Source organism: Mycobacterium neglectum, from assembly GCF_002591975.1.
GTDB lineage: Bacteria > Actinomycetota > Actinomycetes > Mycobacteriales > Mycobacteriaceae > Mycobacterium > Mycobacterium neglectum.
Genome location: NZ_NVQE01000002.1, coordinates 138,301 through 157,823 on the forward strand (window position 1 = coordinate 138,301; position 19,523 = coordinate 157,823).

General features: G+C 66.0%; 20 protein-coding genes. 4 read left to right on the plus strand and 16 right to left on the minus strand.

Going from position 1 to position 19,523, the window contains the following annotated elements:
* The first annotated feature begins 37 nt into the window (after positions 1–37).
* Positions 38–1,666 (plus strand): sensor histidine kinase, encoded by a 1,629-nt coding sequence (locus CSQ99_RS02640; RefSeq protein WP_099037616.1) that lies wholly within the window; start codon positions 38–40, stop codon positions 1,664–1,666.
* Positions 1,659–2,324: a response regulator gene (locus CSQ99_RS02645; protein ID WP_099037484.1), complete on the plus strand. Its 666-nt coding sequence runs from the start codon at positions 1,659–1,661 to the stop codon at positions 2,322–2,324. Before CSQ99_RS02640 ends, CSQ99_RS02645 begins: the two co-directional genes overlap by 8 nt.
* Here CSQ99_RS02645 and CSQ99_RS02650 read toward each other — a convergent pair.
* The 8 genes from CSQ99_RS02650 to CSQ99_RS02685 form a co-directional block, all read right to left on the minus strand.
* Positions 2,310–3,596: an HNH endonuclease gene (locus CSQ99_RS02650; RefSeq protein WP_099037485.1), complete on the minus strand. Its 1,287-nt coding sequence runs from the start codon at positions 3,594–3,596 to the stop codon at positions 2,310–2,312. The two genes, CSQ99_RS02645 and CSQ99_RS02650, sit on opposite strands and share 15 nt — an antisense overlap.
* 51 nt (positions 3,597–3,647) lie before the next feature.
* Positions 3,648–5,948: a prolipoprotein diacylglyceryl transferase gene (gene lgt, locus CSQ99_RS02655; RefSeq protein WP_099037486.1), complete on the minus strand. Its 2,301-nt coding sequence runs from the start codon at positions 5,946–5,948 to the stop codon at positions 3,648–3,650.
* The gene (gene trpA / locus CSQ99_RS02660) at positions 5,945–6,715 is read right to left on the minus strand and encodes a tryptophan synthase subunit alpha (RefSeq protein ID WP_176560849.1); all 771 of its coding nucleotides are present in this window, start codon (positions 6,713–6,715) and stop codon (positions 5,945–5,947) included. Before trpA ends, lgt begins: the two co-directional genes overlap by 4 nt.
* Before the next feature lie 14 nt (positions 6,716–6,729).
* Positions 6,730–7,989 carry a tryptophan synthase subunit beta gene (trpB, locus tag CSQ99_RS02665; RefSeq protein WP_099037488.1) on the minus strand — a complete coding sequence of 420 codons (1,260 nt, stop codon included), beginning with the start codon at positions 7,987–7,989 and terminating at the stop codon, positions 6,730–6,732.
* 3 nt (positions 7,990–7,992) lie between these two features.
* On the minus strand, positions 7,993–8,811 hold the full coding sequence (gene trpC / locus CSQ99_RS02670) for an indole-3-glycerol phosphate synthase TrpC (protein WP_099037489.1): 819 nt from the start codon (positions 8,809–8,811) through the stop codon (positions 7,993–7,995).
* Between the two features lie 70 nt (positions 8,812–8,881).
* Positions 8,882–9,475 (minus strand): TIGR02234 family membrane protein, encoded by a 594-nt coding sequence (locus CSQ99_RS02675; RefSeq protein ID WP_099037490.1) that lies wholly within the window; start codon positions 9,473–9,475, stop codon positions 8,882–8,884.
* Positions 9,472–10,998 (minus strand): anthranilate synthase component I, encoded by a 1,527-nt coding sequence (locus CSQ99_RS02680; RefSeq protein ID WP_099037491.1) that lies wholly within the window; start codon positions 10,996–10,998, stop codon positions 9,472–9,474. The genes CSQ99_RS02675 and CSQ99_RS02680 overlap by 4 nt, the downstream gene beginning before the upstream one ends.
* On the minus strand, positions 10,999–11,721 hold the full coding sequence (locus CSQ99_RS02685; protein ID WP_099037617.1) for a phytanoyl-CoA dioxygenase family protein: 723 nt from the start codon (positions 11,719–11,721) through the stop codon (positions 10,999–11,001).
* Between the two features lie 69 nt (positions 11,722–11,790).
* On the opposite strand from CSQ99_RS02685, the gene CSQ99_RS02690 reads away from it, so the two are divergent.
* Both CSQ99_RS02690 and CSQ99_RS02695 read left to right on the plus strand, forming a co-directional pair.
* Positions 11,791–12,255: a peroxiredoxin gene (locus tag CSQ99_RS02690; RefSeq protein WP_099037492.1), complete on the plus strand. Its 465-nt coding sequence runs from the start codon at positions 11,791–11,793 to the stop codon at positions 12,253–12,255.
* Entirely contained in the window at positions 12,252–13,052 is an 801-nt protein-coding gene (locus CSQ99_RS02695) for an ABC transporter ATP-binding protein (RefSeq protein WP_099037493.1), read from the plus strand. The genes CSQ99_RS02690 and CSQ99_RS02695 overlap by 4 nt, the downstream gene beginning before the upstream one ends.
* Before the next feature lie 32 nt (positions 13,053–13,084).
* On the opposite strand, the gene hisI is transcribed toward CSQ99_RS02695, so the two are convergent.
* Genes hisI through hisD form a run of 8 tightly spaced genes read right to left on the minus strand, consistent with a single transcriptional unit; the run spans position 13,085 to position 19,435 of the window.
* Positions 13,085–13,435, minus strand: a complete 351-nt coding sequence (hisI, locus tag CSQ99_RS02700) for a phosphoribosyl-AMP cyclohydrolase (protein ID WP_099037494.1) — start codon at positions 13,433–13,435, stop codon at positions 13,085–13,087.
* Positions 13,432–14,205: an imidazole glycerol phosphate synthase subunit HisF gene (hisF, locus tag CSQ99_RS02705; protein ID WP_099037495.1), complete on the minus strand. Its 774-nt coding sequence runs from the start codon at positions 14,203–14,205 to the stop codon at positions 13,432–13,434. Before hisF ends, hisI begins: the two co-directional genes overlap by 4 nt.
* Complete coding sequence (locus CSQ99_RS02710) at positions 14,206–15,021, minus strand: inositol monophosphatase family protein (protein ID WP_099037496.1); 816 nt, start codon at positions 15,019–15,021, stop codon at positions 14,206–14,208.
* Entirely contained in the window at positions 15,022–15,756 is a 735-nt protein-coding gene (gene priA / locus CSQ99_RS02715; protein WP_099037618.1) for a bifunctional 1-(5-phosphoribosyl)-5-((5-phosphoribosylamino)methylideneamino)imidazole-4-carboxamide isomerase/phosphoribosylanthranilate isomerase PriA, read from the minus strand.
* A 10-nt stretch (positions 15,757–15,766) separates the two neighbouring features.
* A complete protein-coding gene (gene hisH, locus CSQ99_RS02720; protein WP_099037497.1) occupies positions 15,767–16,384 on the minus strand; it encodes an imidazole glycerol phosphate synthase subunit HisH in 618 nt (205 codons plus the stop codon).
* On the minus strand, positions 16,381–16,989 hold the full coding sequence (gene hisB / locus CSQ99_RS02725) for an imidazoleglycerol-phosphate dehydratase HisB (protein WP_176560850.1): 609 nt from the start codon (positions 16,987–16,989) through the stop codon (positions 16,381–16,383). The genes hisH and hisB overlap by 4 nt, the downstream gene beginning before the upstream one ends.
* A 2-nt stretch (positions 16,990–16,991) precedes the next feature.
* A complete protein-coding gene (locus tag CSQ99_RS02730; protein WP_099037499.1) occupies positions 16,992–18,122 on the minus strand; it encodes a histidinol-phosphate transaminase in 1,131 nt (376 codons plus the stop codon).
* On the minus strand, positions 18,119–19,435 hold the full coding sequence (gene hisD, locus CSQ99_RS02735) for a histidinol dehydrogenase (RefSeq protein ID WP_176560851.1): 1,317 nt from the start codon (positions 19,433–19,435) through the stop codon (positions 18,119–18,121). Before hisD ends, CSQ99_RS02730 begins: the two co-directional genes overlap by 4 nt.
* Positions 19,436–19,523 lie beyond the last annotated feature (88 nt).

Here is a 19,523-nt window from a genome sequence, read left to right on the forward strand (position 1 = left end):
GGTCACGCATGAGTACGCAAAGGACGTTTTGGTCGTTGTGAAACTTCTCCGTTCGCCGTCGCGAGGCTTCCGCAGCCTGGCAGGCCAGTTCCTGGTCTTTCAGTTGCTGGTCGTCGCGGTCGTGCTGATCGCGGTGGCGGCGGTGTCGGTAGCCCAGTCGACACGAGAGTTCCGCGAGGTGCGTGGCGCGCGGATGATCGCCGTCGCCGAGAACATGGCGTCCACGCCGGTCGTGCGCGACAGGTACGCCGACCCCGGAGCCTCCAAGGTGCTGGCGCCCGAGGTCGACCGTGCGGTGGCCTTGTCGGGGGCGGGACTCGCGGAGATCATCGGCCCCGGCGGGACGGTGCGGGCATCGTCGGATCCGTCCCGCATCGGCCGGCAGGTCGACATGGGGCCGACGCGGGCGGACGAAGGACGGGCCTGGTTCGGCGACCTGACCATCGACGGGGTGCACAGCCTCGTCGGTGAGGTCCCGATTCTGGCCGACAGCGGCGATGTGGTGGCGGTCGCCTCGGTCAGTGAGCGGTATCCGTCGTTGTGGGAGCTGATGGGTGCGTCGGGTGAGCGTCTGCTGTTCTACCTCGGGCTCGGCGCGGCGCTGGGCCTGCTGGCGTCATGGTTGCTGTCGAGGCGGATCAAACGGCATACCCGCGGGCTGGAGATCGCCGAGATCGCCGGCCTGGCAGATCATCGGGAAGCGTTGTTGCACAGCATCCGCGAGGGCGTCGTCGCGGTGAACAACGAGGGTGACATCACGCTCCTGAACGACAGCGCACAAGATCTGCTCGGACTGGCCGATAATGCCGTGGGTTGCCCGGTGGCCAGCGTCGGATTGGATCCCGCGGTGGTCGATTTCCTGCTCTCGAGTGAGGACGGCCGGTCCGCCGGAGACACTGTGATCGTCACGCGGACAAGGGTGCTGGCGCTGAACCGGCGGGCGGCGACAAGCCAGGGCCAGCGGATCGGGACAGTCACGACGATGCGCGACAGCACAGAGCTCGCGGCGCTCCAGGGGCAGCTGTCTTCGCACAAGAGCGTGACGGACACCCTGCGAGCGCAGACACATGAGTTCGCCAATCAATTGCACACCATCTCCGGCCTCGTCCAGCTGGGTGAATTCGATTCGGTGCGTGATCTGGTCGGCACTCTGACCAGACGGCGGGCAGAAATCAGTGATGCTGTGACACAACGCATTTCTGATCCGGCCGTAGCGGCGCTGTTGATCGCGAAGACAACGTTGGCGGCTGAGAGCGGGGTAGCACTCGGGATAACCCTGGATTCGCACTTGGCAGCGTTGCCGCCCGCGCTGGCGACGGACGTTATCACTTTGCTTGGCAATCTCATCGACAACGCAGTCGATGTGTCAGTGGGCGCGCAGCCGGCCAGGGTCACGGTCAGCATCGGGGACCATGAGGGCCTTAGCATCTCGGTCGCCGACTCCGGGCCGGGCGTGCCCAAGCATCTTCGGGAAACGATCTTCGCCCGAGGTGTGACCTCTAAACCCGACGCCCCCGGCGGACGGGGCATTGGCCTGGCGCTGGTGCGGATCGTGACCGCCCAGAACGGCGGAACGGTGGAGGTGACCGACGATGCCTCCGGCGGCGCGCTGTTCGTGGTGCGGTTACCGGCGGGCGTCGTCGCCAAGAAGGCGGCTCATGCGTGATGTGCTGATCGTCGACGACGATTTCATGGTGGCCGAGATCCACCGCAGGTTCGTCGAGCAGGTGGAGGGCTTTCAGGCGGTCGCGGTCACGCGCACCGGCACGGAAGCGCTGACGGCAGTGCAGGACTTGGAGCCGGACCTGGTGCTGCTCGACGTGTACCTCCCGGATTTGACTGGCCTGGAGGTGCTACAGCGGTTGCGATCGAGCGGCAACCTCGTCGGCGTCATCATGATCACTGCGGCGCGTGAATTGGACACAGTGAAGGGCGCTTTGGACGGCGGCGCAGCGGACTTCCTGATCAAACCTTTCGAGTTCAGTCAATTCAAGGCAAAGTTGGAGGCGTTCGCGGCGCGAGCGGACACGTTGGAGTCCGCCGCCGGAATCGATCAATCCGTGGTCGATTCGCTGTTCGGCCGGCCGGGTGGACCTGCTCAGTCGTTGCCGAAGGGGCTTGGCGCCGAGACGGGCCGACTGGTGCTGGATGCGGTGCGCAATGCCGGTGAAGTGTCTGCGGCGGAATGCGCAGATCTGGTTGGGATTTCACGCGTCAGCGCCCGACGCTACCTCGAGCACTACCTGGGCGCCGACATGTTGGAACTGCGATTGCAATATGGCGCCGGCAGACCCGAGCGGCGGTACCACCTACGCGGCGTGTAGGTCGGCGAGTTCTATGCCGATCCTGATCTCGACCTCACTGACAACGATCATCGGAGTCCCCGGCAGCGGTGGCGCGGTCGAACGGTAGTGCGCACGGGTGGGCGTCACGAAATCGGCGGTGTGGACGCCGTTTTCTTCGCTGGGACTCACCCCCCAACCCGGTGACTCCTTGACGAAGTTGCAGTGCGCGCACATGCCGAGACCGTTGAGAATGTGCGTCGGTCCGCCCTTGTTCTTTGGCACCGCGTGGTCGCGGTGCCGAATCGGCGCATCGCAATAGGGCGTTCGGCAGGTTCGGTCGCGCAGCCCGATGAACATCGCCAATCCCTTTGGAAAACAACGTGACCGCGACTCCATGGCGACTAATGCGCCGGACTTCGGATGGCGATACAGCCGCCGGAGTGTGGCCTTGGAACGAGCGTCTGTGGCCGCGGTGTCGACCAGTTTGCGAGCGATTTCGGCGGGGATCGGACCGTAACCGTCGACCAGGGCCGGGCAGTTGTCTCCGCCCAACAATGTTTGATCCGACATCACCAGGTTCACTGAGACCGGCTCCGGAACCTCGGCAGGTCGACCGGTCACCCGCTCCACCAAGGTGTCCGCCATCACCTGGCCGCGAGACCGATGGTCAAACGTCGTATCGGCGGCGCGTTTGAGTGCCGCGTACACACTCACTCCCTGCTTGACCGGCAATAGTGCGGTCACAAACGTCATGACGTCGGGCGCTGGACGAATGCTCACATTTCGTTCGGTCTCCGCCTTGGCTGCCCGGTCAACAACCGCCTGGGGATCGAGGCGATAGGCGATGTCTTTGGCAATCGCGGTGATCCTAGCGTCGCCCTTTCCGTCGAGACTTCCGACATCGGCGCACATTTCAGCGTCCAGCGCTCGGCGGTCCGCCACGCCGAGGCAGGCTGACTCGCGCACGATCAGTGTGGCGCGCCATTCTGAGAGCGCGCCACATTCCAAAGCGGCCAACGTGTGCGGCATTTCGCGCACTAGGGCTTTGGCGAATCCCAGATGCCGGTTGCCGCGCGACGGGGAATCACGCCGCGCCAGTGCCACCTCGCTGGCAACACCCTTGCCCCGCTTAGCCGCTGGCATGCCCTTAGCCGCTTCCACAGCGCGTCGAAGCTCGTCCAAGGCGGCCGCAGCGCGCGCCTGCCCGGCCGCCGCGGCTGACTTCAGTCGCTCAAGCTCGGCGATCCGACCGATCAGCTCAGCTTCGTCGGCGAGCGAATCCACCGAGGTCAGCGCTGCTGTATCGAGCATGCTTCGACACTATCCGGACCCACTGACAAGTTTTGGGTCTGGGCGATGCGCTCAGCTGTTGCGGCGTCGGAAGATGCGGCGAAGGCGACTGCCGCGCTCTTCTGGCTGGGCTGGCGCTTCGGCCGCCGGCCGTTTAACCGTGGCGTCAGTGTCCGAGACAGGAGCCTCAGCGTCACTCTCGGCCTCTTTTTCTACCGCGTCTGCATCGGCTTCTTCCGCAGCTACCTCCGCGGCTACTTCCTCAGCCTCTTCGGCGCCCTCGACGGCGGCCTCGTGCACCTCGGGTGCAGCCTCTTGCGCCTCGACAGCGTCCTCACCCTCGACAGCACCAATGCCACCGACAGTCTCGGAGTCGCTCTCAGTGGTGCCTTCAGTTTCGGAAGCGGCCTCGGCTTCGGCCTCGGCCGCAGCCGCCAACTCTGCGGCTACTTCCTCAGCCTCTTCGGCGCCCTCGACGGCGGCCTCGTGCACCTCGGGTGCAGCCTCTTGCGCCTCGACAGCGTCCTCGGCCTCGACAGCACCAACGCCACCGACAGTCTCGGAGTCGCTCTCAGTGGCGTCGTCAGTTTCGGAAGCGGCCTCGCCGGAATCGTTGGCCCCAGCTTCTTCGGCAGCCTCTTGCGTCTCGTCGGCGTCTTCAGCCGGGCCGTCCTCAGCTTCGTCCGCTTCTTCCGCGACGTCGGCGGCTACTTCCTCAGCCTCTTCGGCGCCCTCGACGGCGGCCTCGTGCACCTCGGGTGCAGCCTCTTGCGCCTCGACAGCGTCCTCACCCTCGACAGCACCAATGCCACCGACAGTCTCGGAGTCGCTCTCAGTGGTGCCTTCAGTTTCGGAAGCGGCCTCGGCTTCGGCCTCGGCCGCAGCCGCCAACTCTGCGGCTACTTCCTCAGCCTCATCGGCGCCCTCGACGGCGGCCTCGTGCACCTCGGGTGCAGCCTCTTGCGCCTCGACAGCGTCCTCGCCCTCGACAGCACCAACGCCACCGACAGTCTCGGAGTCGCTCTCAGTGGTGCCTTCAGTTTCGGAAGCGGCCTCGGCTTCGGCCTCGGCCGCAGCCGCCAACTCTGCGGCTACTTCCTCAGCCTCATCGGCGCCCTCGACCGCGGCCTCATGTACCTCGACCGCAGCCTCTTGCGCCTCAACGGCATCCTCACCCTCGACAGCACCAACGCCACCGACAGATTCGTCCTCGCCCGACTCACCGGTTTCGGCCTCAGTGTCAGCGTCGACCCCATCGCCTTCAGCTTCTTTCGCGTGCACGGCAGCCGCGAGCAATTTGGCGTCGGCCGCGACTTCCTCGTCGATGGCCGAGTCATCCTCCGACTCCAGCTCTTCCGAATCGACGTCGAAGTGTTCATCCCCTACGGCACGGGCGTCTTCATCTTCCTCAGCGCCCGCCGCCTTGGCAGCTGCCACCACACCCGATGTCGCTGCTACCGCGACGAGTTCATCGGCCACGTCGTCGATGAGCGATTCGTCGCGCGGCTTACCTTTCAGCGTCGCCGGATCCTCGCGCCCCTTGGGTGCGACCATGATGTACACCACGGCCCCGATGAACACGAACGTCGAGGTGAAAGTGTTAACTCTGATATCAGCGATCAGTGTGGCCTGGTCGCTGCGCAACAGCTCGATCCAGAAGCGACCCAGACAGTAGCCGGCGACGTAGAGGGCGAACAGCCGGCCGTGACCCATCTTGAATCGCCGATCGACCCAGATCAGCACCGCGAAAATCAGAACATTCCATAGCAATTCGTACAGGAACGTCGGGTGGACGACGGAGTACAACTCCCCCGTCGACACACCATTGGCCAGATCCGGGCTGACCACTCCGTTTGCGCTTTCGCGCTCGTAGATCTCCAGACCCCACGGAACCGTCGTCGGTCGGCCGTACAGCTCCTGGTTGAAATAGTTGCCCAACCGGCCGATCGCCTGCGCCAGAATGATTCCCGGTGCAATCGCGTCGCCAAACGCCGGCAGCGGGATGCCGCGACTTCGGCACGCGATCCACCCTCCGACACCACCGAGCGCCACCGCACCCCAGATTCCCAGGCCGCCGTCCCAGATGCGCAGCGCGCCCAAAAGCCCGGCGCCGCCTTCGCCGAAGTACTTCGGCCAGTCGGTGATGACGTGGTAGAGACGGCCGCCGATCAGACCGAACGGCACCGCCCACAGCGCGACGTCGTAGATGACGCCGCGTTCACCGCCCCTGGCCTCCCAGCGCCGATCGCCGATGACCAACGCCGCAATGATCCCGACGATGATGAACAGCGCGTAGGCACGAATTGGAACCGGACCGATATGCCACACACCCTGCGCCGGACTCGGAATGTAGGCGAGCACCGTCGTGGTCACGCGGTAACCCTCTGCCGCACTCCCTCAGCGAGCTCAACCGTCAATGTCCGCACCGCGTCTACCCCGTCCTGCAGCGCCGAGACCAATGCCGACCCCACGATCACCCCATCCGCGTATGCACCGATCTCCGCGGCCTGCTCGCGTGACCGCACACCCAGACCGACACCGACGGGAATATCGGATACCGCCTTCACGCGACTGACCAGTGCGGGCGCGGCATTGGAGACGGCGTCACGCGCGCCGGTCACGCCCATAGTCGATGCGGCATAGACGAATCCACGGGATGCCTCGACCGTCGCCGCCAGCCGCTCCGGAGTGGACGCCGGCGCGACCAGGAATATCCGGTCCAGGTCGTGAGCCTCCGACACTTCGAGCCATTCGGCTGCCTCATCGGGAATCAGATCGGGCGTGATGATGCCCAGGCCGCCCGCCGCGGCGAGATCGCGCGCGAAAGCGTCGACTCCCCAGTGCAGCACCAAATTCCAGTACGTCATCACGACGGCCCGACCGCCCGCATTACTGATCGCCTCGACGGCGGTCAGGCTGTCACGAACGCGCACTCCGCCGCGTAACGCCACCTCGGTGGCCGCCGCGATCGTCGGACCGTCCATGCCGGGGTCCGAATACGCAATCCCCACCTCGACTAAATCGCAGCCGGATTCGACCAACGCAGTCATCGCCGAGATCGATGCCGGCACGTCGGGAAAGCCCGTCGGTAGATAACCGATCAGCGCCGCTCGGTCCTCCGCCCGGCACGCATCGAACATTCCCGCCAACCGGCTCACGACTCACCATCCATCAGGCCGAACCATTTCGCCGCCGTCTCGACATCCTTGTCGCCGCGCCCCGACAGGTTGACCATGATGATCGCGCCGCGGCCGAGTTCCTGGCCGAGCTTCAGCGCACCCGCGACGGCATGCGCCGATTCGATGGCAGGGATGATGCCCTCGGTGCGGCACAACAATGCGAAGGCGTCCATCGCCTCGGTGTCAGTGATCGGTCGGTACTCGGCGCGGCCGACATCCTTCAGGAACGCGTGCTCGGGACCAACCCCTGGATAGTCCAAACCGGCTGAAATCGAATGCGATTCGATGGTCTGGCCTTCGTCGTCCTGGAGCAGGTACGAGAACGAGCCCTGGAAGGCGCCAGGCGATCCACCTGCGAAAGTCGCTGCGTGGCGACCGGTTTCGACCCCGTCGCCCGCAGCTTCGAAGCCAACCAGGCGGGTATCCGGGTCGTCGATGAACGCGTGGAAGATGCCGATCGCATTCGACCCGCCACCCACACAGGCTGTCACTGCATCCGGCAGCCGACCCGCTTGCGACTGGATCTGCGCACGCGCCTCGAGCCCGATAACCCGCTGGAAATCGCGCACCATCGTCGGAAACGGATGGGGTCCAGCCGCGGTGCCGAAGCAGTAGTACGTGTCGTCGGCGTTGGTAACCCAGTCCCGGAATGCCTCGTTGATCGCGTCCTTGAGTGTCTTGGATCCGGCCTCGACGGACACCACCTCCGCGCCGAGAAGTCGCATCCGCGCGACGTTCAGGGCCTGACGTGCGGTGTCGACCGCACCCATGTAGACGATGCACTCCAGACCCAACAGTGCGCAGGCCGTCGCAGTGGCCACCCCGTGTTGCCCCGCGCCCGTCTCGGCGATCACCCGCGACTTGCCCATCTGCTGCGCCAGCAGTGCCTGTCCGAGCACATTGTTGATCTTGTGAGATCCGGTGTGGTTGAGGTCTTCTCGCTTCAGGAAGAGCCGTGCTCCCCCGGCATGATCGGAAAGCCGGGTCGCCTCGTACAGCGGTGATGGCCGGCCGGTGTAGTGGCGTTGCAACCGATCCAATTCATCGAGGAATGTCTGATCGCCGCGAGCCTTTTCATAAGCGGCGGTGACCTCTTCGATCACGGCCATCAACGCCTCGGGCACGAATCGTCCACCGTAGACACCGAAATGGCCACGTGCGTCGGGGTCGTGCGTGGAGGGTTCGGCGACCGCCGCGCTGGAACGCGGCAACTCCGGCCCGGCGAGGTCGGCCACGTGTCAGCGCGAGGGTTTCGGGCAGGACGGATGCGTACCTGCGGTGACCAGATCGGCAACGGCGCTGCGGGGATCACCACTGGTGACCAGTCCCTCACCGACCAGCACGGCATCGGCGCCCGCTCCGGCATATGCGAGCAGATCGGCCGTGCCGCGCACACCGGACTCAGCGATCCGAATGACACCGCTCGGTAGGCCAGGCGCAATGCGCGCGAAGCAGTCCCGATCGACTTCCAATGTCTTGAGGTCTCGTGCGTTGACCCCTATCACCTTTGCGCCGGCCTGCAGGGCGCGATCCGCTTCCTCCTCGGTGTGCACCTCGACAAGCGCGGTCATGCCCAGCGACTCGGTGCGATCGAGCATCGACTCCAACGCCTGCTGCTCGAGCGCCGCGACGATCAGCAGCAGCATGTCGGCTCCGTGGGCGCGTGCCTCGTGGATCTGGTACGGGCCGACGATGAAGTCCTTGCGTAACACCGGGATTGACACGGCGGCACGTACGGCGTCGAGATCGTCAAGCGAACCATTGAAACGGCGTTGTTCGGTAAGCACGCTGATTATTCGCGCGCCGCCATCTTCGTATGCGCGGGCGAGCTTCGCCGGATCCGAGATCGACGCCAATTCTCCCCGCGACGGGCTGGCACGCTTCACTTCGGCGATTACCCCGATGCCGGGTTCGCGCAGCGCCGCCAGCACGTCCAGCGGCGACCGCGCAGCCTTGGCCGCTTCCTTGACGTCGGCGAACGGAAGAAGTGCCTCGCGAGCTGCGACATCAGCGCGGACACCCTCAATGATGGTGTCGAGCACGGTGGCCGAACTCATGGGGTTTCGATTCCTCTCGGATGCTGCCGACAGATCCTCAAAAGGGTAACCGTCGCCACACCATCGGGTGTCACCGCCCCTTGTTGTCCGGATTGGTTCGGTCCTGGGTGGGATCCAAGCCTTCGTCGAGTGCATCCCACAGCTGCCGCTCCGATATCGCGTCGTCCGGTTGTTGGGTTTGAACAGCCGTGCGACGTGTGTAGCGAGTCGCACCCGACCTTTCCGTGGTCGCCGATCGCAGCAGCAAAACGGCACATGCGAGCGTTACGACCGCGGCTACCACTGTGATCACCGCACCCCCGTAGTGCCGCTGGGTCCCGACCAGGTCGGCCACCGGCGCGTCGGCCAGGTTCGACGCCCTGACGCCGACATCACCGGTCACCCACAGGCTGATCCCCAGATAGGCCATTCCCGCGCTCGTGATGCCCGCCAGGACGGCCAGCATCCGCAACGGCCAGCCACGTACCGCCAGCGCAGCGACGGCCGTCGCCAATAGCAGTACGGCCAGCGGCACCAGCGCCGTCGACCACGAGGCGCCGGACAGCGCCACCGTTGTGGGCTGGCCTAACCCGTCGAACGACGTCACGTCGACCCATGACATCCGCGACGCCACCCACAACGCCGCCGCGGCCAGCACCAGCCCGAGTTGCGCGATACGGATCACGGTTCGGTCAGCGTTCCCGCGGCCGCGATGGCGTTCAGCACAGCTCGCGCCTTGTTCGCCGCCTCCGTGTACTCGTAGGGCCCGTTGGAGTCGGCCACGACTCCCCCGCCGGCCTGCACGTATGCCGTACCGCCGCGCATCAGCGCCGTGCGAATCGCGATGGCGAAGTCGGCGTTGCCTGCGAAGTCGAGGTAGCCGAGAACGCCGCCGTACAGCCCGCGACGCGTCTTCTCGACCTCCTCGATCAACTCCATCGCGCGAACCTTCGGTGCACCCGACAACGTTCCCGCCGGGAAGCATGCCGTCACCGCATCCAGCGCGGTCTTGTCGTCGGCCAGCTCACCATGCACCGTCGACACGATGTGCATGACGTGGCTGTAGCGCTCGATATGGCTGTAGTCCTCGACGCGCACCGTGCCGGGGCGACAAACGCGGCCCAGATCGTTGCGGCCGAGATCGACCAGCATCAGGTGCTCGGCACGTTCCTTGTCGTCGTGCAGCAGCTCCTTTTCCAGGAGCAGGTCTTCTTCCTCAGTCTCGCCGCGCCACCGCGTACCGGCGATCGGATGCGTCGATGCCCGGCCGTCCTTGACGGTCACCAACGCCTCGGGACTCGAGCCGACTATTGAAAAGTCAAGCTCGCCAGCATCATTGGGCACATTGAGCAAATACATGTATGGGCTCGGGTTCGTCACCCGCAACATGCGGTAGACGTCGAGCGGGTCGGCCTCGGTGTCCATCTCGAACCGCTGAGACGGCACCACCTGGAACGCTTCGCCCGCTTCGATGTCGCCGACGAGCTTCTCGACGATCGCTGTGTATTCCTCCACAGTCCGCTGTGAACGGTGCAGCGGCTCAGGTCGACTGAATGTCGCAACGGTCGACGGCAGGGCACCACCGAGAGCCCTGGTCATCACGTCGAGCCGGGCGACCGCGTCGTCGTAGGCCCAGTCGACGCGCTCGTCGGTGCCGTTCCAGTTCACGGCATTGGCGATCAGCGTGATGGTGCCTTCGTGGTGGTCGACGGCCGCGACATCGGTGGCTAGCAGCAGCAACATGTCGGGCAGCCCGAGATCGTCGACAGTCAGCGACGGCAGCCTTTCCAGACGTCGCACCATGTCGTATGCGAAGAACCCGACGAGGCCCGACGACAGCGGAGGCAGGCCCCCAACCGGCTCGGTCCTCAGCAGCTCCAACGTCGCGCGCAGCGCCGCAAGCGGCTCGCCGCCCTTGGGCGCGTCCTTCGGCGTCGTGCCCAGCCACACCGCCTCGCCGTCGCGGACAGTCAACGCCGACGGCGCACCCGCACCGATGAACGACCATCGCGACCACGACCGGCCATTCTCGGCCGACTCGAGCAGGAACGTCCCTGGCCGGTTGGCAGCCAGCTTGCGGTACGCCGACAGTGGGGTCTCACTGTCGGCCAGTACCTTGCGTGTCACCGGCACCACGCGGTGCTCGGCGGCCAGCGCCCGGAAGTCCTCGCGTGAGGTGGTTGGCGCAAGGTTGGCGGTCTTCTGCACTCACCGATTCTCCCAGACGTGTGCCAGCGGTGACGACGACGCAGGTGTCAGCGGGGTCGCCAGCACCACCGGCGCCTGCGCCATGAACCGCGGCGTGCGGCCGCGGTGCTCATCGGCGGCATGTGCGGTGAACGGATGCAGGAGGAACATGTCACCGGGCTCGCCGGTGGCATACGCCACTGGCCGCTGCGTGGTTGCCTCGTCGATCAATCGACCCATCTCGGCCAGTTCCACCGGGTGCGGTCCCAGCACCCGGGAAACGTCACGATGTGACCCGACTCGGATCCGCGTCGGTGCATCGTCCGGACCGACCTCCGACAGCAGGGTGAGCAGCAGCACCGTGTGCGGACGTCCGGTCACCGCCCATGACCCGTCGGGTTGCGGGGTATTGGCGTCGATGTGCCAGCCGAGGTCGTCATTGGGCGGGGAGACGGGAAACCGAACGGGAATATTGCCCAGTGAGCCCCGCGGTGACCAGCCGCCGACACCGCAGACGGCATCCAGCGCTTCGGCCAGCGCCGGACTTCGTGCGAGCGTGCCAAATGGGCCCTGCCCCATCAGATCTGATGCCCACCGCACGGGCTCCGACCACCCGGCGGGGTCGTCGGGTGACAACCCCAGCTGCTGCCACAGCGCCGCCCGCGCCTCATCGGCGACGTGGCGGGGCGCCGCCTGTGCGATTTTGGCGTAACCGTCGGACACGAAACCTTCGATATCGAGCATCGACGCGAACGCTCCCACGGAAACCACCACCAGCGCCAACAATTTTCGTTCGGGCGTAGCGTGTCGGCCATGAAACGTGGTGACCAGGTTGCAGAGTTCGAACTTCCGGACCAGACAGGCACTGTGCGAAGCCTCACGGAGTTGCTCGCAGGTGGGCCCATCGTGTTGTTCTTCTATCCCGCCGCAATGACACCGGGTTGCACCAAAGAGGCGTGCCACTTCCGCGATCTGGCTTCGGAGTTCGCCGCCGTCGGCGCTAGCCGGGTCGGCATCAGCACCGACGCCGTCGAGAAGCAGGCGAAATTCGCCGACAAGCAGAGCTTCGACTACCCGCTGTTGTCGGACGCCGACGGCGCCGTCGCCACCCAATTCGGGGTGAAGCGCGGACTGCTGGGCAAGTTCATGCCCGTCAAGCGCACGACGTTCGTGATCGACACCGATCGCACGGTGCTCGAGGTCATCGCCAGCGAGGTCAGCATGGACACCCACGCCGACAAGGCGCTGGAGGTGCTGCGCCAACGGCAGTCGGCGTGACACCCGTTCTCGAACTCGCCGATGTGACCTTCCGTCGCGACGGCAAGCAGATCATCGACGGCATCTCACTCACTGTGAACGCCGGTGAGCACTGGGCGCTGCTCGGCCCCAACGGTGCGGGCAAAAGCACGCTGCTGGGATTCTGCGCCGCGGTGATGTTTCCGAGTTCGGGCACCGTGCACATCCTCGGTGAGCAGATGGGCCGGGTGGAACTCGCGCAGCTGCGTCATTTCATCGGCCACGTGAATCCCCGTCACCGGCTGCAGTATTCGTTGACCGTGCGCGAAGTGGTCCTGACCGGCATCACGGCGACCATCGACACCCCGATGCGCTGGATGCCGAGTACGGAGGAACGTGACCGTGCCGACGCCATGATCGGTGCGGTTGGCCTGTCGCACAAGGCGGATGACGTGTGGCCGACTCTCTCGCAGGGTGAACGGGGCCGAACCCTCATCGCGCGCGCATTGGTATCGGAGCCGCGGTTACTGCTGCTCGACGAACCGACAACCGGACTCGACGTCGCCGCCCGCGAGCAGCTGCTGGAGACCATCGATTCGCTCGACGAGACACATCCGGAGGTGGCGTCGATCCTCGTCACCCACCATCTCGAAGAGCTGCCGACCACCACGACGCACGCCCTGCTGATTTCTGAGGGCCGGACGGTCGCCGTCGGTCCGGCACGAGCGACGGTGACGACCGACAACGTCAGCGCCGCGTTCGCCCACCCGGTGGCCGTCGGCTACGACAAAGGCCGGTGGACCGCGCGCGCCAAAGCCACCCGCATCATCGACCCGTGATCACAGGTGCTTGTCGAGATGGTCGACCATGCTCACTGTTCCGATGCCAGCAGAACGTCCGCATCGAAGCAACTGTGGTCGCCGGTGTGGCATGCCGCTCCGACCTGGTCGACCTCCAGCAGCACCGTGTCGCCGTCGCAGTCCAGCCGCACCGAGTGCACGTGCTGGGTGTGACCCGATGTGGCGCCCTTGACCCACTGTTCGCCGCGCGAACGCGAGTAGTACGTCGCCTCGCGGGTTTCCAGCGTCCGCGCCAGTGCCGCGTCGTCCATCCACGCGACCATCAGCACCTGGCCGGTGCCGCGTTCCTGCACCACCGCGGTGAACAGCCCGTTGGCGTCGCGCTTCAGGCGCGAGGCCACGCTTGCGTCCAATTCGCTCATCTCACGACAATTCCTTCTGCTGCCATCGCCGCCTTGACCTGGTCAATGGTCAGCTCGCGGAAATGGAACACGCTCGCTGCCAGCACGGCATCAGCACCTGCAACAACCGCGGGCGCGAAATGTTGGGGCGCGCCGGCGCCGCCGCTGGCGATCACAGGGACGTTGACCGCCCCGCGTACCGCCGCGATCATCGGCAGGTCGAATCCTGCCTTGGTGCCGTCGAAGTCCATCGAGTTCAACAGGATCTCGCCGACGCCGAGTTCGGCACCTCGGGTCGCCCATTCGACGGCGTCGATGCCGGTGCCCCGCCGGCCACCGTGCGTGGTCACCTCCCAGCCCGACGGAGTCGGCTCCTGGTCCCGCGGCACGGTGCGCGCGTCGACGGACAGGACGATGCACTGCGAACCGAACTGGCGGGACATCTCGGCGAGGAGTTCCGGCCTGGCGATGGCGGCGGTGTTGACCGCGACTTTGTCCGCGCCCGCGCGCAGCAACACGTCGACGTCGGCCACCGATCGCACGCCGCCGCCGACGGTCAGCGGAATGAACACCTGCTCGGCGGTGCGTTTGACCACCTCGAGCATGGTGGCCCGGCCCGCAGAAGATGCGGTGACATCCAGGAATGTGAGCTCGTCGGCACCCTCGGCGTCGTAGGCCGCGGCCAGCTCGACGGGATCGCCTGCGTCGCGGAGGTTTTCGAAGTTCACGCCCTTGACGACCCGGCCGTCGTCGACGTCGAGGCAGGGGATGATGCGCACTGCGAGGTCCATCTAGAAATCCTCCGGTGCGCCGACGGAGTGGAGTAACTCGAGCAGTTCGGAGTGCACCCCTGGCGCGCCGGCCAGCGCCGAGCGCGATTTGGTGGTCCAGTCGCTGCCGTCCAGGTTCGTGACGATTCCGCCCGCCGCCCGCACCAGCGCGACACCCGCGGCGTGGTCCCACACATGCGCTCCGAAACTGATGGCCCCGCCGAGGATTCCGGATGCGGCGTAGGCGAAGTCGACGCCAGTGGCGCCGTGCATCCGCATCCGGGAGCACTTCCGGCTGAGGTTCTCGATCACGGCGAGTCGATACCGGCCCGGCACTTTGCCGCGTGAGTCGATGTTGAAGGTGCTGACCCCGACGATCGATTCGGACAGTGGTACTGGATCGAGCGCCGGCTGCTCGATACCGTTGCTGCGCAGTGGCTCACCGACGACACCGGTGAACCTCTCCCCGGTGAACGGGACCCACGTCAGGCCCGCGACGGGCTCGCCGTCACGCAGGAGGCCGAGCAGGATGGCCGCCATTGGTGACCCGGCCGCATAGTTGAACGTCCCGTCGATCGGGTCGAGCACCCACACCAGTGGTGAATCGACGTCGGCGCCGCCGAACTCCTCGCCGTGCACCTCGATACCGGTCTCGCGCGTCAGCGCTTCGACCACCTGGCGTTCAATCGCGAGATCGACTTCGGTGGCGAAGTCATTGCCCTTCTTCTGCACTGCTGAGTCGGCGCGGTGACCTTCGATGAACGGCTTGGCCGCTTCGTCGAGGATCTTGGCGGCCACGGCGACCAACCCGTCGAGGTCCGCCGTATCGAGGGCCATCTATCGCGCCACCGCGGCCAGCGCCTCCGGAAGCGTGAATCGCCCGGCATACAGCGCCTTTCCGACGATCGCCCCTTCTACACCGCGGTCCGTCAGAGTCGCGATCGCGCGCAGATCGTCAAGACTCGAGACACCACCGGACGCGATCACCGGTGCGGCGGTGCGTTCGGTGACCGCCCCCAACAGCTCGAGGTTCGGACCATTGAGTGTGCCGTCCTTGGTCACATCGGTGACGACGAAACGTGAACATCCTTCGCGGTCAAGCCGTTCCAGCACCTCCCAGAGGTCACCACCGTCGGTCTCCCATCCGCGACCGCGCAATCGGTGGTCGGCTCCATCGATCTTGACGTCCAGACCGACGGCCACCTTGTCGCCGTGTTCGGCGACCGCCTTGGCGCACCAGTGCGGGTTCTCCAGCGCTGCGGTGCCGAGGTTCACCCGGGCGCAACCAGTGGCCAGTGCCGCCTTCAGCGAGTCGTCGTCGCGGATGCCGCCCGAAAGTTCCACTGCGACGTCGAGCCTGCCGACGACCTCGGCGAGTAGTTCACGGTTGTCTCCCCGACCGAACGCGGCGTCGAGGTCGACGAGGTGTATCCACTCTGCGCCGTCCCGCTGCCAGTTCATCGCGGCGTCGAGTGCCGAGCCGTACTCGGTCTCGCTGCCCGCCTTTCCCTGCATGAGCCGAACAGCGCGACCCTCCACCACGTCGACGGCTGGAAGGAGTATCAATCTCACGGCCGTCAACCTAGAGCCCCTCAACCCAATTGGCCAAAAGCGATGCGCCCGCGTCGCCACTCTTCTCCGGGTGGAACTGGGTGGCGGCCAGTGGACCGTCCTCGACTGCGGCCAGGAACGGCACCGTGTGGGTAGCCCATGTCAACAGTGCATCCGGACTGCCTTCCCACTGCTGGGCGGCATAGGAATGGACGAAATAGAACCGGATGTCGGGGTCCAGGCCCTTGAACAGCCGGGTACCCGATGGTGCGTCCACGACGTTCCAGCCCATGTGTGGGATCACCGGGGCGTCCAGCCGGATCACCGCACCCGGCCATTGACCACAGCCGGCGCTCTCCACGCCGAACTCGACCCCACGTGCGAACAGGATCTGCATACCGACACACACCCCCAGCACCGGGCGGCCCGCACTGACCCGATCGGCGATGATCTTCTCGCCACCGATCTGCCGCAGGCCCGCCATACATGCCTCGAAAGCGCCGACGCCGGGCACCACCAGACCGTCTGCGTTCATCGCCGCGTCGGCATCAGCGGTCACCTCCACGTCGGCGCCGACCCGTTCCAGGGCGCGCTGAGCCGATCGGAGGTTTCCGGAGCCGTAGTCGAGGACGACGACTTTCGCCGTCATAGGGTGCCTTTCGTCGACGGCACTCCGGTGACGCGCGGGTCGAACTCGACGGCCTGGCGAAGCGCACGGGCGACGGCCTTGTACTCCGCCTCGGTGATGTGGTGCGGGTCGCGGCCGTAGAGCACGCGAACGTGCAACGCGATGCGCGCGTTCATCGCGATGGTTTCGAACACATGCCGGTTCACCACGGTGTGGTACGGCGCCTCAGATCCCGCGATCGTGAAGTGCAGCATGTGATCCGGCTCGCCGGTGTGGACGCAGTACGGCCTGCCGGACACGTCAACCGCAGCATGCGCGAGTGATTCGTCCATCGGAATCCAGGCATCGCCGAACCTCCGGATGCCCTTCTTGTCACCCAGTGCCTGGCCCAGTGCCTGGCCGAGCACAATCGCCGTGTCCTCGATGGTGTGGTGGCCCTCGATCTCGACGTCGCCCTTGGCGCGCACGGTCAGGTCGAAGCTTGCGTGGCTGCCGAGCGCGGTCAACATGTGGTCGAAGAACGGAACGCCGGTTTCGACGCTGACGTTGCCGGTGCCGTCGAGGTCGAGTTCGACGACGATGTCGGACTCCTTGGTCTTGCGTTCGATCTTCGCGATACGAGTAATGGTCACTGTGCTCCTATGGATACGAGTTCGGTAGCTGCGAGACGGGCGCTCACGTCGAGCAGCGCATCGTTCTCCTCGGTGAGACCGGTGGTGGCGCGCAGGTATCCGGCGATGCCGACGTCACGAATCAGGACTCCGGCGTCCAGATACCGCTGCCAGGTCGCGGGGGCGTCGGCGAATTCGCCGAACAGCACGAAATTGGCGTCGCTGTCGATGACGCGAAATCCCATGCGGGTCAGGGCTTCTGCGACTCGATTGCGTTCTGCGATGAGTTTGGCCACGCTGCCGAGCGTGTCATCGGCGTGGCGGAGCGCGGCGCGGGCTGCCGCCTGCGTCACCGACGACAGGTGATAAGGCAGCCGAACCAGCAGCATCGCCTCAATGACCGCAGGGGCGGCAATGAGATAACCGAGCCGTCCGCCGGCGAACGCGAACGCCTTGCTCATGGTGCGGGTCACGACAAGCCTGCTCGGGTAATCGTCGATGAGGTTGACCGCGCTGAGTTGGCTCGAGAACTCGCCGTAGGCCTCGTCGACGATCAGCATGCCGGTACTCATCGCCTCAAGGAGGCGCCGCAGGTCGTCTAGTGAAATGCTCTGTCCAGAAGGGTTGTTCGGACTGGCCAGGAAGACGATATCCGGGTCGTACTCCTTGATCGCCTGGACCGCGACCTCGACGTCGAGGCTGAAGTCGTCGGCGCGGTTCGCGACCAGCCATCTGGTCTGAGTCCCGTCGGAGATGATGGGGTGCATCGAATACGACGGTACGAATCCGATGGCGCTGCGCCCTGGACCGCCGAAGGCCTGCAGAAGCTGCTGCAGAATCTCATTGGAACCGTTCGCCGCCCAGAGGTTCTCGACGTCCAGATCCACACCGGTTTGCGCGGTCAGATACGCGGCGAGGTCCGTGCGCAGGGCCACCGCATCGCGATCCGGGTAGCGATGCAGCTCCCCCGCGACGGCGTGGACCGACGCCGTCACGTCGTCGACGAGAGCCTTCGTCGGCGGGTGCGGGTTCTCATTGGTGTTGAGTCGCACCGGCACAGCCAGCTGGGGCGCGCCATAGGGCGACTTCCCGCGCAGGTCTTCACGCAGCGGCAGGTCGTCCAACGTCGTTTTTCGGCCGGGGGTCACGTTTCGAACCTCCGGCGTACGGCTTCGCCATGCGACGGCAGGTTCTCGGCCTCGGCAAGCGTGATCACATAGCCGGAGACGTCCTTGAGTGCGGCCTCGTCGTAGTCCACGACGTGGATACCGCGCAGGAATGTCTGCACCGACAGTCCGCTTGAGTGCCGGGCGCAGCCGGCGGTGGGCAGCACGTGGTTGGACCCCGCGCAGTAGTCGCCGAGACTCACCGGAGAGTAGGCACCGACGAATATCGCACCGGCCGAACGGATTCGGCCCGCCACTTCTCGGGCATCGACGGTCTGGATCTCCAGGTGCTCGGCAGCGTAGGCGTTGACGGTGCGGATGCCCGCGTCGAGATCGTCGACCAGCACTGTTGCTGACTGCTTACCGCGCAGTGCCGCCGCCACCCGCTCGCGGTGGATGGTGGTGGTCAGCTGATTCGCCAGTTCTCGGTCGGTGGCGTCCGCCAGGTCTGCGCTGGGGGTGACCAGCACGCTGGCGGCCATCTCGTCGTGCTCGGCCTGGCTGATCAGGTCGGCGGCCACGTGCACGGCATCCGCGGTGTGATCGGCGAGGATCGCGATCTCCGTCGGGCCCGCCTCCGCGTCGATGCCGACCTGCGAACGGCAGATCCGCTTGGCCGCGGTGACATAGATGTTGCCCGGACCGGTGATCATGTCGACAGGCGCCAACTCGGCGCCGTCGGTATCGGTGCCGCCGTACGCCAGCAGCGCGACGGCCTGCGCCCCGCCGACAGCCCATACCTCGTCGACACCCAGCAGTCGCGCCGCGGCAAGGATCGTCGGGTGCGGCAGGCCCTCAAACTGCGCCTGCGGGGGGCTCGCGATCACCAGCGAATCGACACCGGCGGTCTGGGCGGGCACCACGTTCATCACCACGCTGGACGGATAGACCGCGTTGCCGCCCGGCACGTAGAGGCCGACACGCTCGACGGGCACCCAACGCTCGGTCACTGTGGCACCCGGGGCGAGCGTCGTCGTGGTGTCGGTACGGCGTTGGTCGGCATGCACCGCGCGGGCGCGTTCGATGGCTACCTCTAGCGCCGTGCGGACATCGGATGGCAGTTCGTCGATCGCGCGCTTCAGACAAGCCGCGGGCACTCGGACCTGCGCGGGTCGCACGCCATCAAACGATTCGCCGAACTCAAGGGCGGCCTCGGCGCCGCGCGCGGCCACGGCATCGACGATGGGGCGGACCTTCGGTACGACCGCGTCGACGTCTACGCCACCGCGCGGCAACGCCGACCGCAGACCAGCAGCCGAGAGATCGGTTCCCCGCAGATCGATGCGGGACAGCAGGGGTGATGGTGCGCTCACCCAGCCATTGTCCCAGAACAGGCCAAATCGATATCGTCGCGGCAAGCGGCCGCGTCTGCGGTCAGGTGGG